This window comes from Flavobacterium erigeronis (genome assembly GCF_054075165.1).
In genome coordinates this window covers 36817-51744 of the sequence record NZ_JBSKGP010000005.1, presented here as the reverse complement: position 1 = coordinate 51744, position 14928 = coordinate 36817, and the positions used below count along the sequence as shown (strand labels likewise).

Below are 14928 nucleotides of genomic sequence, written 5' to 3'. Positions count from 1 at the left end.
TCATCAAATAAAGTTATGTTATGAGAAAACAATTTTTATTTATATTTTTAGCCTTGATTGTAGCAAATACAAGTCAGGCACAAGGTAAGACGACTAGAATAGGCTACATCGACATGGAATATATTTTAGAAAATGTTTCCGATTATAAAGAAGCCAAATCACAATTAGAGCAAAAAGCTCAAAAGTGGAAACAAGAAGTTGAGGCTAAAAAATTAAATATAAATAATTTGAAAGAAAGCTTAAAAACAGAAAAAGCTTTACTTACAAAAGAATTAATAGAAGAAAGGGAAACAGAAATTAAGTTTCTTGAGCAGGAAATGATGGATTATCAGCAGAAACAATTTGGTTCTGACGGTAATTTAATGAGACAAAAAGCAGCTTTAGCAAAGCCTATACAAGATCAGGTTTTTACTGCTGTACAAGATATAGCTGAAGCAAAAAATTATGATTTTGTTTTTGATAAATCATCAGATCTTACGATGCTTTTTAGCAATAAAAGATTTGATATCAGCGATCAGGTTTTAAGAATTTTAAACCGTACTGAAAAACGTGAACAGCTGACGAAAAAAGAATTGAAACAGCAAGAAGCTAAAGAAAATCTTGAAAATGCAATTGATGAGAATCCAGCAATGCAAGATCGCCAGAAAGCACTAGACGAGAAAAGAGCAGCTAGAGAGAAATTAATTCAAGATCGAAAATTAGAGCAGGAAGCTAAGAGAAAAGAATACGAAGATCGAAGAAATGCAGCAGCTGCAGAGAGAGAAGCCAAAAAAAATGGCACGGTTTCTGGAACAGCTACATCAACAGCGGTTCCTGCTGCTACAAGCGGAGCTGTTAACACAAATTCGACTGCTAAACCTGCAACAACGCCTGCGGCAACAGGAGAAACACCTGCCACAGAACAGCCTGCAATGTCAAAAGCAGAAGAAAGACAATTACTTTACGAACAGCGTAAAAAAGAATTGGAAGAAAGAAGAAAGAAAATTTTAGAAGAAAGAGAAGCGGCTAAAAAAGCAAAAGAAGCCGAACAACAAAAAGCAAATACGACCAATAATTAATTAATATTTTAAAAATGATGAAACAAATCAAAACTTTACTAATTGCTGCGATTTTAATTTTAGGAGCAAGTAACACAATGAACGCGCAAGCGAAGGTAGCCCATGTTGATGTAAGCGAGATCATGTCTAAAATGCCTGCTATGCTAGATGCTCAAAATCAATTACAGAAATTAAGTGGAACTTATGATGCTGAATACAAAAAGATGGTTGACGAATATCAAGTAAAAATCAAAAAGTACGAAGCTGAAGCTGCAACTGTAACTGATGCTGTAAACGGTGAGCGTTCTAAAGAGGTTCAAGATATGCAAAAGAGAATTGTTGATTACAGAGACAATGCTCAAAAAGAATTACAACAAAAAGAAACTGACATCGTAAAACCATTAATGGAAAAAGTAAGAGCTTCTATCCAAAAAGTTGGAAAAGCTAAAGGTTTCCAATACGTTTTAGACGGTTCTACTTTATTATTAGCTGATGGTCCAAACATCACTGCTGACGTTAAAAAAGATTTAGGATTCTAAGAAATTAAATCGCTATAATTAAACTGCTCAAATTTATAATTTGAGCAGTTTTTTTTTACAAAAAATTAAACATAATTTTTGGCATAATTTATAGATTTGACTTAACTTAGAATAACGAATTTATATTTAAAAATACTACTTTTGCTTTATGACAAACAATAATCCTATAGGCGTTTTTGATTCTGGTATTGGCGGAACTTCCATCTGGAGTGCTATTCATGATCTTCTTCCAAATGAAAAAACCATTTATCTGGCTGACAGTAAAAATGCTCCTTATGGACAAAAAAGTAAGGACGAAATTGTTGCATTGAGTAAAAAAAATGTAGAATTTTTATTAGAGAATAATTGCAAATTAATTGTTGTGGCCTGTAACACAGCAACAACAAATGCCATATTCGAACTTCGTAGAGATTATGATATTCCGTTTGTTGGAATTGAGCCTGCAATTAAACCTGCAGCGAACAATTCGCAGACACAGGTAATTGGAATCCTAGCTACAAAAGGAACTCTTAACAGTGAATTGTTTAATAAAACTGCTGAGATGTTTCAGAATACTAAAATCATTGAACAAGTTGGGCACGGACTTGTACAGCTTATTGAAGATGGCAATTTGTATTCGCCAGAAATGACACAATTACTGGAGTCATACCTACAGCCTATGATCGAAGCTAATATTGATTATTTGGTTTTAGGATGCAGCCATTATCCTTATTTAATTCCACAGATAAAAAAAATTCTCCCAGATCATATTAAAATAATAGATTCAGGAGAAGCTGTTGCGCGCCAGACCAAAAATCTGCTTCGCGATAAAGTTGGCTTTTCTGAAAGTGCAGATCATGATCCTTTATTTTATGTCAACTCAAATCCTACAGTTTTAGAGTCAATTTTAGAACATAAATATCCGGTAATCAAAAAAGACTTTTAGAATATTATTCAAACTTTCGCTTGACGAACCAAATTCCGTCCAACGATAAATTGAGTGATATTTTATGGTAATTTTCTTTTATCAAATCATTTGCAATTCTGCCTTTCTGTCCGTAAGAATAAGAAATATTAAGTGAAGAAAACGTATTGTCTATTGGCAAATTTAACCCAACAGAAATAGAGGCATTGTTTACGCGCTGTTTGTCGATTTCTAGATAGCCATTGTCAAAATTCACACCTGCAGCGTACCCTACTCTATCCCAATATTTCCTGACATTCTTTTTGGCACTATAAGTAAATCCGAGCGCAAAACGATCCTGATTTACAAATTCGCCATAAAGTTCAGACTGCTTTGTGTTTTTCCAAAAACTCTTTTCGTAATCCAAAGTCACATTCAGATTATTTTTAAACCTTTTGCTGGCTCCAAAACCAATTTCTAGAGGCATATAATAATCGTCTGTATCTGTAGCTTGATCGGTTTCTATTGCAGATTCTACTTCGTCTGCGATGCTTGTTACCGTTTGTACTTTTGAAGCGTTTATTCTCGCCGGAACTTTCACTGTTGTTCCAATTGTGAAAGTAGAATCTATTTTAAACTGAGCCCCTAAAGTAGCGCGAACTCCTCTATAATCTGTCTGTTTATGAATTGTAGTAATCGCATTTGAAATTAAAAAAGCACGATCATCAACTGTATTTCCAAACAGCACTGTTCCTGTTGCTCCCAATGTCAATTTTTTACCGAATCTATATCCGTATGAAAAATCCAGATTATTCAAGCCTCCTGATCCTTGTGCCGTTACATAATAGTATTCCTGGCTATCAGCAATTGGAAGCTTCAAATTTGAGATTTTAAATACCGAACTAGAATATGGACGAAGCGCTAAACTAAAACCAGAATTTTTAGTAACTGGAAAAGCAAAAGCTAAATGAGAAAATTGAAAATTATTTCGCTTTTCTGAACGACTACTGCTCTGATAAGTTGTCGCAATAGCCTTTCCTCCAATATCAAAAAGAAAATGATTCGAATACATAAATCCTAGCGATGCCGGATTCAGGTTGTTAATAAAAGTATCTGAAGGCAAAGCAATACCTGAACCGCCAATTGAAGGCAGATAGCCAAAATCTGCATCATACAAACTGCCAACGCCATAAAGCGAATACGGAGAACTTGAAATACTTTGAGAAAAGGAAGTCAGCGACAGTAGAAGGAAGCAGCTCCATAAAACAATATTATTTTTCATTTAATAAGAGATGTAATAAATTTTCAGCTGAATTTTATTGTTGGCATGTTTTTGATTGCCCAAAACTATTCGGTTAACAGACTGGGCTATTCCGGGCAAGGTTAAAATAAGTGACGATCTCGAATCGGATGCTTTTAGCATTTCTTTCTGGAGAAAAGCCCCAATAGAAATAGAATATCCAACATTTTCATTAAATTCATCGCTCTTTTGATTCAGTTTTCCATAAACTGTGCTTCCAGCAGAATTTACGAGCGTTGAACTAATTCTATTCAAATTATCTCCCACATACACTGTTAAAGAATCTGCTAAAGGATATTTTTCGGAATAAGAATTATTGACGGGTTTCAAAATCAATTCTGCATCGACAATGGCTCCATTGGTTGATATATTTTTAAACTGCTTTATATTCGGAAAATCAACCCTACAGGCCACACCTGTCCCCGATTGAATATATCCCTGATTGTTGGTCAGTGTACTGGAAAGCTTACCCGTCGAAATGGGAAGGTTTTCAAGAATAGTCCCTGTCTTGTCTGAGGAAATAGAATTGAACTGCTTGGTGGCATCCAAAATTTGAAAATCGATTGTAAAAGGCACTTCATCTGCGTCGGCTTGGTATTTGGAATAATACATTCGAACCTTACTTTCAGAAACACTAAATCCAATAGCGCTGGATGAATTTGAAGTTTCGGGGACTAAAACCAATCCTTTCAAGTATTCTGTAAAAGTATCAAAATCTGTAACCTCTCTTTTTTTGATTTTTTGAAAAAGGGCTTCACCAAACTCTTTGCTCATTTTGATATTAATAGAATCTTTTTGCACAGGTCTTGGCCTATATGATATTGTACCAAGGCTTTCTGGACTGTATGCCAAAGTTGAGTTATTATAAAAATTATCATCCTCGGTATTTGGCTTCACTTTTTGTAGTAAACGATGAATATTAAACGTCTGCACTTTTGTTGTATCTCCGTAATAATAACGGTCGTATTTCAGAATCATCGAAATAGAATCGAAAACATAATTGACAGCTTCTGTATCTGAACCAACGCTGGATAATGCATAAATGCTTGTAGAAAGCTGGAAATAACTATCTGATTTTACTTTTCCGAAAATAGGATCTTCATAATTTCCAATTAAAATTCTGCCGCGATTTGAAGTTGCCAGAGAGTCAAAATTTATAGTGGACATATCGACCGTAACAGTATCAATCATAATCACCTTATTGCTTAAAGCCAAATAATCTGACCCAACAGTAAATTCTCCAGTATCTGTATCTGTACCACATGAAAATAAGGTCAGTACAAAAAACAGTATCAATATAAACTTGTGCATAATTTTATTTTTGAGCAAATATAAATTGCGCACTTTGGCGACACACTATAACATATACTACCACGCTTTTTTAAGCTACAAATAGCACAAAATGATCTATAACCTGAATTCTATTATCAAATATTAATTCGACTGGAAAAACGCCGATTTTGTCTATCAAAACACGCCATATATATATCTTCTTTTTTTTTAGGGCGCCATCCATCTAATTTTGAGCCAATAAAATAAATAATGAAAGTACGGTTTTTAATTTGTTCTCTTTTTTTGATTTCGTTTTCGGGTCTAAAAGCTCAGGAAAATTTTAGCGCCTCAGTAAATTTTAAAACGGAGCCAACAGAAAAGATAAATTTTAACGAAACAGACATTGCTGTTCTTTATCAAAAAAAACTAGGAGCAAAAAGCAAAATAGTAAACACGTTAGAATATTCTAATTTGAAGGTGAATTACGAATTCAATCCCTATAACTTTTATGCGGATCAGGATCAATTCAACAAAGTTCAAAACAAATTCGAATATTTATCTGAAATAGCAGAAAAAACAAAGTGGCAGTTTTCGATTATTCCGACAGCAAATTTCCAAAACAAATTGGATTTTTCGGATGTGACAGTTCTAGGAAGTTTGTCAGTTACACAGCATCTTGGGACAAAACTAAATTTGACTGTTGGTGCTGGTAGAACTTCAATTTTTGGAGCGCCAAAGATTACGCCGATTGTTGCTTTTGATTATAAAATGAATGAGAAAACCGATTTTAAAATTGGATTCCCAGATTCGAGAATCTCCTATTCAAACAATGACAGAAACAAGTTTAGTCTGACCAATAGTTTCAATGGTAATTTTTATCATTTAGACGAAACAACCAAAACTGATAATAAAGCTGAAAAAGCCGTTTTATCGCAAATGACATCGGCTCTGGAATACGAAAGAAATGTTGGAGGCAATTGGTTTTTAAATTTTAAAGCGGGTTACGATTTCAACAAAAAATACAATTTACTGGATAACAGCGACCATAAAATATACGACTACAATAGCGGGAATGGCTACGTTTTAGGAATAGGGATCAAATACAAACAATAAATATTAAATACACTATGATTAATCTAAAAAAAGGAATTTTATTCACAGCGCTTTTTTCAAGCCTCTTTTTGATAAGCTGCAGCAATGATAATGATGACGATGATTTGATTGGAAACTGGATTAAAAAATCTGCTTTTGACGGCCCTGCGAGATCTAGTGCAACAAGTTTCGTTATCGGAGATTTTGCCTATGTAGTTGGCGGTTATACCGGAGATGTTTATTTAAAAGATTTATGGGTTTATAACTCAACTGGAGATTATTGGGAACAAAAAGCAGATTTTGGAGGCGTAGGAAGAAGTTCTGCATCTAGTTTTGCCTTAAACGAAAAAGGTTATGTTGGTCTTGGTTACGACGGAACAAACAAACTGAAAGATTTTTATCAGTACGATCCTATTGCAAATAGCTGGACACAAAAAACAGATTTTGCAGGAACAGCACGTTATGCTGCCGTAGGTTTTCAGGTAGGCGGAAAAGCGTACTTTGGAACAGGTTATGATGGAAATTATTTAAAAGATTTTTATCAATATGACGATCAGGCCAATACTTGGACCTTGGTAAATGGTTTCAGTGGAAACAAAAGACGAAATGCGACTGTTTTTACCATTGCAGACAAAGCTTATTTAGTAACCGGAGTAAACAATGGCGTTTATCAGGAAGATTTCTGGGAATTTGATCCGTCGACAGATGTGTGGACAAGAAAACGTGATATCGACAAAGATACAGACGATGATTACAGCTACAATGACGATTATGCAATTGTACGTTCTAATGCCTCTAGTTTTTCTATGAATGGTTTAGGATATGTTGTAGGAGGTGAAAACATCAAAACCATTTGGGAATACAATCCATCAACTGATTTATGGACAGAAAGAACTCCAATGGAAGGCGCAACAAGAACAGACGCCGTTGGTTTTGCCATCAATAATCGTGGATTTTACATGTTAGGACGAATTGGCTCTACCTATTTTGATGATGCCTGGGAGTTTAAACCATTGGATGAACAAAGTGACGATGATAATTAAGAATAAACAATTCTTCTGGAGTAACATCCAGAAGAGTTTAATCGTTTTTATAATTCTTCTTTTTGCAGCTTGCGCAAAAAAAGAAACCTTAACAACAGCTTCTTTTCAAACCGATGCTGGCTGGGGCTATACCATTGCCTACAAAGAAAAAGTTTTAATAAAACAATCGGTTATTCCTGTAATAAGCGACACTAAAAGTTTTGAAACAGAAACCGATGCTCTAAAAGTTGCTAATCTTGTTAAGCAGAAACTCAAACAAAACTTATCTCCAACGGTAACCAAAAATGAATTAATTTTATTAAAAATAAAATTGTAAATGCAGATCGATACCATTAAAAATACAGGCTACAACAAAATATTATTCCATTGTGCGATATGGATTTTCTTTATTTTGACTTCTTTAATTCAGTTTTACGAAAGTCCGTTTAAGATCAATAACGATTTTTATGCACAGTGGATTACTGGAATTATTTTGTTTTATTTCAACTATTTTTATTTGGTTCCAAATTATTTGCTGCAAAAAAAATACTGGCTTTATTTTACGTTTGCTTTTGTTTTAATTGCACTATTTATGGTTATCAGGCTACACTATTTTATTCCTGAAATTAGACATTTAAGACCCGAGAATATCGTACATGCCAGATTGGTCCCTCATAATTCTCATGGGCTTTTTGACCCAAAGTTTATGCCTAGAGAACGAATGACAGAAAGAGTAGAAATGAAACAGCCGCTTTTCTTTAAAATTGGGCCTTCATTTTTTTACATTCTTGTTATTACAATCTCTGCCATTATTAGAACATTAACTGAATTTTATAATAATCAGCAAAATAAACTGATTGCCGAAACACATCGAACAAATACCGAATTAATTTACTTGCGCAAACAAACCAATCCGCACTTTTTATTTAATTCTTTAAACAGTATTTATTCTTTGGCACACAAAAAATCTGATTTGGTCCCTGATGCCATCGTCACCTTGTCTGAACTCATGCGTTATATGTTGTATGAGACTGACAACAAAACGGTGGCTTTAGAAAAAGAAGTTAATTACATTCAGAATTATATCGAACTGCAAAAGCTGCGATTAAACAATATTGAAGACATTGTAATTAATGTTCACGGCGATACGAGAAACAAATTTATCGAGCCTCTATTATTGATTTCTTTTGTCGAAAATGCCTTTAAATATGGAACCGATTACAAAGGCGCAGCGCATGTAAAAATCAAAATTCTAATTATGGATAACACTCTTGATTTCTGGATCGAAAATACCATTGAAAATTATGTGAAAGATCCAGAAAATTCGGGAATTGGATTGGTAAATATCCAAAGCCGTCTTGATCTTCTGTATCCGAACGCACACGAACTAACCATTACTCAGGATAACGAATATTACCGAGTTCATTTGAATTTAAAGTTAGACGAAATTAAAACCGCATTACATTAAACAAAACTGATTATGGACAGAAAAAAATTTATCCGAAATGGTATTTTGGGCATTGCCTCATTGGCAACAGCTACCAAATTTTTAGAATCTTGTTCTAAAAGCGACAATGAAGAAACTGACTCGGCTAATTCTGGAGACGGAAGCTGCACCGTTTCTCCTTCAGAAACAAAAGGTCCGTTTCCGATCAAAACTCCAAGTCAGTTGGTTTTAGAAAACATCAAATCTGACCGTGTTGGAATTGCCTTATTGATTAATTTAAAAATTGAGAACAAAAATAACAATTGCGAACCTCTTTCTGGTGCTTTAGTAGATATTTGGCATTGCGACAAAGATGGAAATTATTCCGAATATGGTGGAACACAAATGCAGCAGACTGATTATACGTCGGTTCATTTCTTGAGAGGAAGACAAACTTCCAATACGAGCGGAGAAGTTTCTTTTTTATCAATTTATCCAGGCTGGTACCAAGGAAGAGCGCCTCACGTACACGTAGAAGTTCTGTCAAGCACAGGAAATTCTTTACTGGTAACACAGATTGCTTTTCCAGAAACAATTTCAAGCGAGGTATATTCCAGCACCAATTATGCTGCTCACGGGCAAGCAGATACTGCAAATACGAGAGATAATGTTTTTGCTGATAGCTTAGCCGATGAACTGGCAACCATAACAGGCAATCTGACGGATGGTTTTACACTAACTAAAACCATAACCGTAAACGCATAATTTTGATTAGTTAAACCAGTATTTTATGAAAATTTTAAAACTTAATTTACTGGTTTCAAATTACTTTTGACTGCTAAACAAATTTTAACAAATTAATTCAGAAAAGATGAAATGTGTAATTATTGATGACGAACCTTTAGCTGTAGAATTATTGCAGGATTTTGTCAAAAAAGTAGATACTCTCGAGCTGATAAACACTTTCAATAATGCTATTGATGCCGTTTCATTTATCAATCAAAATAATGTTGATCTAGTTTTTCTGGATATTCAGATGCCGCATTTTTCTGGAATTGATTTTTTAAACACGATAGAAAAAAAGCCTTTGGTTATTTTTACGACTGCTTATTCTGATTATGCTGTCGAAGGATTTAATCTTGGCGCTGTCGATTATTTGGTAAAACCAATTCCGTTTCATCGATTCTTAAAAGCGGTTGTAAGAGCACAGCAAGCTTTACAGCCTTCTGTGGCAAATCAAACAGTTGCAGAAAGCAACAATACACCCGAAATTCAACAAGATTTTATGTTTGTTCGAGCCGAATATGAAAATGTAAAATTGAATTTTGCCGATATTCTTTTTATCGAAGGTTTAAAAGACTATGTCAAAATTTACACAACCGATAATAAGTTTACGCTGACTTTGATCAGTTTAATCAAATTGGAAAATTTACTTTCTAGCAAAGGTTTTGCGAGAATTCACAGATCGTATATTATCAATATCAAACACGTAAAATCGATTCAGAAAAACAAGGTTTTAATAAGCGACAAAAGAATCCCAATCAGCGAAAGCTATAAGAATACTTTCTTCGAAAAAATCAACCTCTAAATTTTAAATTCCAAAAAAATAAAATTCCAAATTCCAATGTTCTCAGCAACTTTTGGAATTTGGATTTTTTTTATTGGAATTTTTAAAAATCTATTCTTCTTTGAACCAGCTCGAATACATTACATAATTATTCGAAATGCGTTCGATTTCGCCTGCAAAATCAGACTGGTCAATGTCTTTTACTTTTTTGGCCGGAATTCCAGCATAAATTGTTCCCGAAGGCACAACCGTGTTTTGTGTTACCACAGAGCCGGCACCAATTATTGAATTGCTTTCTATAACACAATTATCCATTACAATTGCCCCCATTCCGATTAAAACATTGTCGTGAATTGTACAACCGTGCACAATCGCGTTATGCCCAATCGAAACGTTATTTCCTATAATTGTGGGATGTTTTTGGTACGTACAGTGAATTACGGCACCATCTTGTATGTTTACTTTGTTTCCGACTTTAATGAAATGAACATCTCCCCTTACAACAGCATTAAACCAAACACTGCAAGAGGCTCCAAAAGTAACATCTCCAACAATAGTAGCATTTTCGGCCACATAACAATCCTCTGGAATAAGAGGTGATTTTCCGTTTACAGATTTAATCAGCATAAAAATAAATTTAGTTAATTGCAGGACAATTACAGTCGTAACGTGCTTTTCTGCAGAATAAATTAACTCCCAAAGTAATTTGATGGTATCCGCCTGTATCAAACTTCACATCTCCCATAACTTGAGAATAGGTATAAGCGAACATAAAATTCTTGAAATTTACTCCAATAATAGGAGTAAAATATTGCAGTTTTTGAGTTGATACACTATTTCCTGAAAGATATTGAGCGCCATCAAAAGCTCTTCTGTAGGATAACGCAGCCCAAAGACTTCCAAAATCCATATTTCTATAGGCTTTCATATTCAAATCGAGTGTTTTTCCTTTCGTTTGGTCAAACAACTGAAAAAGAATCGAAGGCTCCCAAGTCCAATTAGTATTTTTACCGAACACATAACCAGCACTCAACAAATATTTTCTCAAATTATTATTCTCATAATCTGAATATAAGTCTTTTCTAGTCTGTATCAAGCCCTGAACCGTTGCATGTGCATAAAAATCTAAATAATTATACGATGCGCCTACATCCATCGTAAAATAGCTATCGGTAAGGACAGAATTAGAAATAAGGGGATCTAAAGTAGGCCCAAATTTTGTTTCGTCTAACTGATTTTGCATTACACCTCCGCTGATACCAAACGACAATTGGTTCAAATCTATTTCATCTCTCGAAAAAAGTATATGATGCGCATAAGTAAGCTTTAGTCCTTTTTGAGAATGATAACCATTTTTATCATTAAAAAGAATAATTCCCGCACCAGAACGTTCGCCAATTCTTCCGTTAAAACTTAAAGTCTGTAGTGCTGGAGCATCTTCTTCTCCAAACCATTGTTTTCTGGCAGTTAATCTAATCTTGGCGCAGTTTGCTGCACCCGCCATAGAAGGGTGAATTAAGTAATAATTATCAGACAAATAATCCGAGTAAACAGGTATTCCCTCTTGAGAATAAGAGTACGAAACAGTAATGAGAAAAATTAATAAAACCTTGATTTTAAATTTCATAAAGGCAATTTTGTTTCTATATTATTTTCACTCTTGCAATTTAACACGATTTATTTGAAAAGAGTCTTAATTATTTCATTAAAAAATCAAATATAGCCATTAGTAGAAAATAACTTTAGTAAATTTGCAAAAAATATATAATCATGACTAAAATCACTATAAAAGAGACCCAAAATCCAACTATATTAAAGTTTGAATTTGAAGACTTTATTACTCAAAATCAAAACTTTGAGTTCAAAAATATTGACGAAGCGCAAGCTTCACCCTTAGCTCAGCAATTGTTCTATTTACCGTTTGTTAAGACCGTTTATATCTCAGGAAATTTTATCGCTATCGAAAGATACAGCATTGTGGATTGGGACGATGTAAAAGATGCTGTTGCAGAGCAAATCAGCGCTTTTGTTGACAAAGGTGGCGTTATCATCAATATTGATGAAACTAAAACAAAAAAACAGCCTATTACAGTATACGGAGAAACTACTCCAAATCCTTCTGCATTGAAATTTGTTGTAAGCAGAATGCTGACTCGTAATGCCGTAGAATATAAAAACATCGATCAGACTGCTTCTTCTCCGCTAGCTCAGGAATTATTTAAATTCCCTTACGTGAAAGAGATTTTTATTGACGAAAACTATATTTCTGTTACCAAATACGAAATCAATGACTGGTCTGAAATTACTTTAGAATTAAGAACTTTCATTAAACAATTTATCGAAAACGGAGGAACTGTTTTAGACGAAAGTCTTATCCAAACTGCTACAAAAAATGAAGTCACTAAGGATGAAGCTTTTGACAAACTAGATGTTACTTCTCAGCAAATCATCAATATCTTAGAAGAATACGTAAAACCAGCAGTAGCTGCTGATGGTGGAAACATTGCTTTTGAATCTTATAACGAAGATGATAAAACAGTAAAAGTATTGCTTCAAGGTGCTTGCAGCGGTTGCCCTTCATCTACTTTTACCTTAAAAAGCGGTATCGAAAACATGCTAAAAAGCATGCTGAACGATGAAGCAATTAAAGTAGAAGCGGTTAATGCTTAATTACTTTTTAAAAAACACTATAGAAAGCGTCTCTTTGAGGCGCTTTTTTTTACTTAATTTTTTTAGCAGAATTAAATGGAAAATCTAGAGTGCCTTCATTAGCATTATATTTTTTACCATTTACTTCAAAAGACATTAACCTGCAAGTAATTGCCCATCCCCCCATTGTTCTTCCCATAGTATCAACTTTCATTTGCATATTCATAATTTCAAATACCAAAGAATCATCGAGCACAATCTTATAATTATATTTTACATTTAAATGATCAGGAATATCATTAAAAAAAATATTAAGTTTTCCATCTATTATGTTAGCATGTCTTAAATCGACCACTTTAAAAAAATCTTTATTTTCTGAATTTTTCTCAAAAAAATATAGATTCCCTTTTTGAGGCAAATAGTTACTTTCTCTAGGAAAGGAAAACGTATTACTAATTTGTCCATCATTATTACAATCAATTTTTTCTTTACAAGAGATAAAAATTATTGAAAAGAAAAAAAACAATAATTTTGAAAATAAACTATTGTGCTTCAATATAGCCATAATAATTACTTTTAAAGGATTTAACACTGAGTCCATCTACTAATGGTTTTGTAATAAATCGAGATTTTAATGGATTTTCTCCCCATGTATATATCTTAAATTTGATATGTTTTACGTTATCTAAATAAATTGTTGTTTGTTTATTAATATCAAAAAACTGCAACCCTCCTTCATAAACAATCCAGTGAGAATTATTTCCAATGCTCACAAATGAATTATAATTTGATTTATCATCTATCATTTCAGCATCTATCATCAATAAAATAATTTTTCCCAGTTTATATAGTCTATCTATTTCCAATAATTCTTCCAAATCGTTGTTTGAAAAATAGTCATGAATTCTTGCGGATATAATTCTCTTTTTGTTATTAATAGAATTAAAACTTAGTCCATGCGCTTTAGCATTGGTAAAACCAGCAACTTCTTTACACATTCGGGTAAGCAAGTCAGGCCAGTTTACAGCTTTCAACATATCAATATTTCCATTTTCAAAACCATTGTAAACAAACTGGCTGTTTAAGCTTTCTTTGCTGCGAGTTGTGGCAAGAACAATCCAGTCTATTTCTTGCATGCGCATAGATTTGTAATCAGAGTCTGTTGGTTTAGTCTCGTACATATTTAGAGCTTTTTCGTTAGGTCCTATCACATAACTGCCTATTGCATATTCTCCAGTTCTAAAAAGTTCTTTAGCAAGTTTTTCATAAGCTTGTGGGTCGCGTTTAATCATTGCATAATAGAGTGCCGCCATTCCACATAACGAACTGCCTCCTTGATCAATTTTCCAAGGATCTTTAACACGGTTTTTTATCTGATCATCAATTTTAGATCTATCAAACCACCTAAACCTATTATGCATCCAAACCTTAAGTTCTGCTTCTCGTTCTGGGTATCTTAAATAAGCTCTTACATAAACAAAACGACCGCATAATTCATTATTATTAATGGTCAAAGTTATATAGTCTCCTTTTGCTGTCAACCGAATTTCGACCCAGCTGTTTTGAGACAAATCATGGTATTTGATCATCCATTTTATCCAGTCTTTGTTTTGCGGCGGATGATTGATATAACTTTTTACCTTGATTTCATAAGTATTGCCGTAGATAAAACCTTTCTGCAGACCTCCGCTCAAATCGTTGGCAGAACCATCATCGAGAGCAGTAATTATCTCAATCTCTTTTATGCCACTAATTAAAGGCGGATCTTGCGGTTCTCCATACGTTACTCCATTTTCTTCTCCGGTTTCTGTTATGGATAGCGCTGAAGTAAAAATGATATTTTCTTCCGAATAGATATTATAATCGCCACCAATTATTTCTGTAATTTTACCTTTTACATTTCGTATTCTGCTCATAATTAGTCTGATTCTGAATTTAAAACAAAAGTGTTTTCTTACTTTTTATAAATTTAGACTAAAGACTCAATTCTAAAATAACACTAAAAGTTATTTTTGTATTACAATAAGGCATGGCTTGTTTCTCGGTTTTTTAAATATCGGATGCATTTTTTAGTTACTATTTTTGGAACATTACAGATTAATTATCAAATATTTACATTAAAAAAATGAGTTAATTCTAAA

16 protein-coding genes are annotated in these 14928 nt (G+C 33.6%); 10 read left to right on the top strand and 6 right to left on the bottom strand.

From position 1 onward, the window contains the following. Positions 1-20 precede the first annotated feature (20 nt). From ACWA1F_RS11110 to murI, 3 genes are all read left to right on the top strand, one after another. Complete coding sequence (locus ACWA1F_RS11110) at positions 21-1058, top strand: OmpH/Skp family outer membrane protein (protein ID WP_456893807.1); 1038 nt, start codon at positions 21-23, stop codon at positions 1056-1058. A 14-nt stretch (positions 1059-1072) separates the two neighbouring features. Then, positions 1073-1576: an OmpH/Skp family outer membrane protein gene (locus ACWA1F_RS11105; protein ID WP_170830271.1), complete on the top strand. Its 504-nt coding sequence runs from the start codon at positions 1073-1075 to the stop codon at positions 1574-1576. Positions 1577-1724: 148 nt separating this feature from the next. Then, positions 1725-2501 carry a glutamate racemase gene (murI, locus tag ACWA1F_RS11100; RefSeq protein ID WP_306159627.1) on the top strand — a complete coding sequence of 259 codons (777 nt, stop codon included), beginning with the start codon at positions 1725-1727 and terminating at the stop codon, positions 2499-2501. Between the two features lie 4 nt (positions 2502-2505). Here murI and ACWA1F_RS11095 read toward each other — a convergent pair whose 3' ends face one another. Next, a complete protein-coding gene (locus ACWA1F_RS11095) occupies positions 2506-3741 on the bottom strand; it encodes an aromatic hydrocarbon degradation protein (protein ID WP_456893806.1) in 1236 nt (411 codons plus the stop codon). Next, a complete protein-coding gene (locus tag ACWA1F_RS11090; protein ID WP_456893805.1) occupies positions 3742-5070 on the bottom strand; it encodes a DUF4270 family protein in 1329 nt (442 codons plus the stop codon). Between the two features lie 231 nt (positions 5071-5301). Here ACWA1F_RS11090 and ACWA1F_RS11085 point away from each other — a divergent pair, with 231 nt between their 5' ends. The 6 genes from ACWA1F_RS11085 (at position 5302) to ACWA1F_RS11060 (ending at position 10159) form a co-directional block, all read left to right on the top strand. Next, positions 5302-6144 carry a DUF6268 family outer membrane beta-barrel protein gene (locus ACWA1F_RS11085; RefSeq protein ID WP_456893804.1) on the top strand — a complete coding sequence of 281 codons (843 nt, stop codon included), beginning with the start codon at positions 5302-5304 and terminating at the stop codon, positions 6142-6144. A gap of 14 nt (positions 6145-6158) precedes the next feature. Then, a complete protein-coding gene (locus ACWA1F_RS11080) occupies positions 6159-7166 on the top strand; it encodes a Kelch repeat-containing protein (RefSeq protein WP_456893803.1) in 1008 nt (335 codons plus the stop codon). Continuing rightward, positions 7156-7482, top strand: a complete 327-nt coding sequence (locus ACWA1F_RS11075; protein ID WP_456893802.1) for a DUF4907 domain-containing protein — start codon at positions 7156-7158, stop codon at positions 7480-7482. Before ACWA1F_RS11080 ends, ACWA1F_RS11075 begins: the two co-directional genes overlap by 11 nt. Further along, positions 7483-8613 (top strand): sensor histidine kinase, encoded by a 1131-nt coding sequence (locus ACWA1F_RS11070; RefSeq protein ID WP_456893801.1) that lies wholly within the window; start codon positions 7483-7485, stop codon positions 8611-8613. Between the two features lie 12 nt (positions 8614-8625). Beyond that, positions 8626-9336: a dioxygenase family protein gene (locus ACWA1F_RS11065; protein ID WP_456893800.1), complete on the top strand. Its 711-nt coding sequence runs from the start codon at positions 8626-8628 to the stop codon at positions 9334-9336. A 106-nt stretch (positions 9337-9442) separates the two neighbouring features. After that, a complete protein-coding gene (locus ACWA1F_RS11060; RefSeq protein WP_456893799.1) occupies positions 9443-10159 on the top strand; it encodes a LytR/AlgR family response regulator transcription factor in 717 nt (238 codons plus the stop codon). A gap of 90 nt (positions 10160-10249) precedes the next feature. On the opposite strand, the gene ACWA1F_RS11055 is transcribed toward ACWA1F_RS11060, so the two are convergent. Together ACWA1F_RS11055 and ACWA1F_RS11050 are read right to left on the bottom strand one after the other, a co-directional pair. Continuing rightward, a complete protein-coding gene (locus ACWA1F_RS11055) occupies positions 10250-10765 on the bottom strand; it encodes a gamma carbonic anhydrase family protein (protein WP_306159644.1) in 516 nt (171 codons plus the stop codon). A gap of 10 nt (positions 10766-10775) precedes the next feature. Then, positions 10776-11765 carry a PorP/SprF family type IX secretion system membrane protein gene (locus ACWA1F_RS11050; protein ID WP_456893798.1) on the bottom strand — a complete coding sequence of 330 codons (990 nt, stop codon included), beginning with the start codon at positions 11763-11765 and terminating at the stop codon, positions 10776-10778. A gap of 143 nt (positions 11766-11908) precedes the next feature. On the opposite strand from ACWA1F_RS11050, the gene ACWA1F_RS11045 reads away from it, so the two are divergent. Continuing rightward, entirely contained in the window at positions 11909-12808 is a 900-nt protein-coding gene (locus ACWA1F_RS11045; RefSeq protein WP_456893797.1) for a NifU family protein, read from the top strand. Between the two features lie 49 nt (positions 12809-12857). Here the strand turns inward: ACWA1F_RS11045 and ACWA1F_RS11040 are convergent, their stop codons facing one another. Together ACWA1F_RS11040 and ACWA1F_RS11035 are read right to left on the bottom strand one after the other, a co-directional pair. After that, positions 12858-13352, bottom strand: coding sequence for a hypothetical protein (locus ACWA1F_RS11040; protein WP_456893796.1), 495 nt, complete (start codon positions 13350-13352; stop codon positions 12858-12860). After that, positions 13330-14703, bottom strand: a complete 1374-nt coding sequence (locus tag ACWA1F_RS11035) for a hypothetical protein (RefSeq protein ID WP_456893795.1) — start codon at positions 14701-14703, stop codon at positions 13330-13332. The genes ACWA1F_RS11040 and ACWA1F_RS11035 overlap by 23 nt, the downstream gene beginning before the upstream one ends. Positions 14704-14928 lie beyond the last annotated feature (225 nt).

Excerpts from the sequence above, each read along its gene's own strand:
- ACWA1F_RS11110 (WP_456893807.1), top strand. The coding sequence starts at position 21 with ATGAGAAAACAATTTTTATTTATATTTTTAGCCTTGATTGTAGCAAAT.
- ACWA1F_RS11105 (WP_170830271.1), top strand. The coding sequence starts at position 1,073 with ATGATGAAACAAATCAAAACTTTACTAATTGCTGCGATTTTAATTTTA.
- murI (WP_306159627.1), top strand. The coding sequence starts at position 1,725 with ATGACAAACAATAATCCTATAGGCGTTTTTGATTCTGGTATTGGCGGA.
- ACWA1F_RS11095 (WP_456893806.1), bottom strand. The coding sequence starts at position 3,741 with ATGAAAAATAATATTGTTTTATGGAGCTGCTTCCTTCTACTGTCGCTG.
- ACWA1F_RS11090 (WP_456893805.1), bottom strand. The coding sequence starts at position 5,070 with ATGCACAAGTTTATATTGATACTGTTTTTTGTACTGACCTTATTTTCA.
- ACWA1F_RS11085 (WP_456893804.1), top strand. The coding sequence starts at position 5,302 with ATGAAAGTACGGTTTTTAATTTGTTCTCTTTTTTTGATTTCGTTTTCG.
- ACWA1F_RS11080 (WP_456893803.1), top strand. The coding sequence starts at position 6,159 with ATGATTAATCTAAAAAAAGGAATTTTATTCACAGCGCTTTTTTCAAGC.
- ACWA1F_RS11075 (WP_456893802.1), top strand. The coding sequence starts at position 7,156 with ATGATAATTAAGAATAAACAATTCTTCTGGAGTAACATCCAGAAGAGT.
- ACWA1F_RS11070 (WP_456893801.1), top strand. The coding sequence starts at position 7,483 with ATGCAGATCGATACCATTAAAAATACAGGCTACAACAAAATATTATTC.
- ACWA1F_RS11065 (WP_456893800.1), top strand. The coding sequence starts at position 8,626 with ATGGACAGAAAAAAATTTATCCGAAATGGTATTTTGGGCATTGCCTCA.
- ACWA1F_RS11060 (WP_456893799.1), top strand. The coding sequence starts at position 9,443 with ATGAAATGTGTAATTATTGATGACGAACCTTTAGCTGTAGAATTATTG.
- ACWA1F_RS11055 (WP_306159644.1), bottom strand. The coding sequence starts at position 10,765 with ATGCTGATTAAATCTGTAAACGGAAAATCACCTCTTATTCCAGAGGAT.
- ACWA1F_RS11050 (WP_456893798.1), bottom strand. The coding sequence starts at position 11,765 with ATGAAATTTAAAATCAAGGTTTTATTAATTTTTCTCATTACTGTTTCG.
- ACWA1F_RS11045 (WP_456893797.1), top strand. The coding sequence starts at position 11,909 with ATGACTAAAATCACTATAAAAGAGACCCAAAATCCAACTATATTAAAG.
- ACWA1F_RS11040 (WP_456893796.1), bottom strand. The coding sequence starts at position 13,352 with ATGGCTATATTGAAGCACAATAGTTTATTTTCAAAATTATTGTTTTTT.
- ACWA1F_RS11035 (WP_456893795.1), bottom strand. The coding sequence starts at position 14,703 with ATGAGCAGAATACGAAATGTAAAAGGTAAAATTACAGAAATAATTGGT.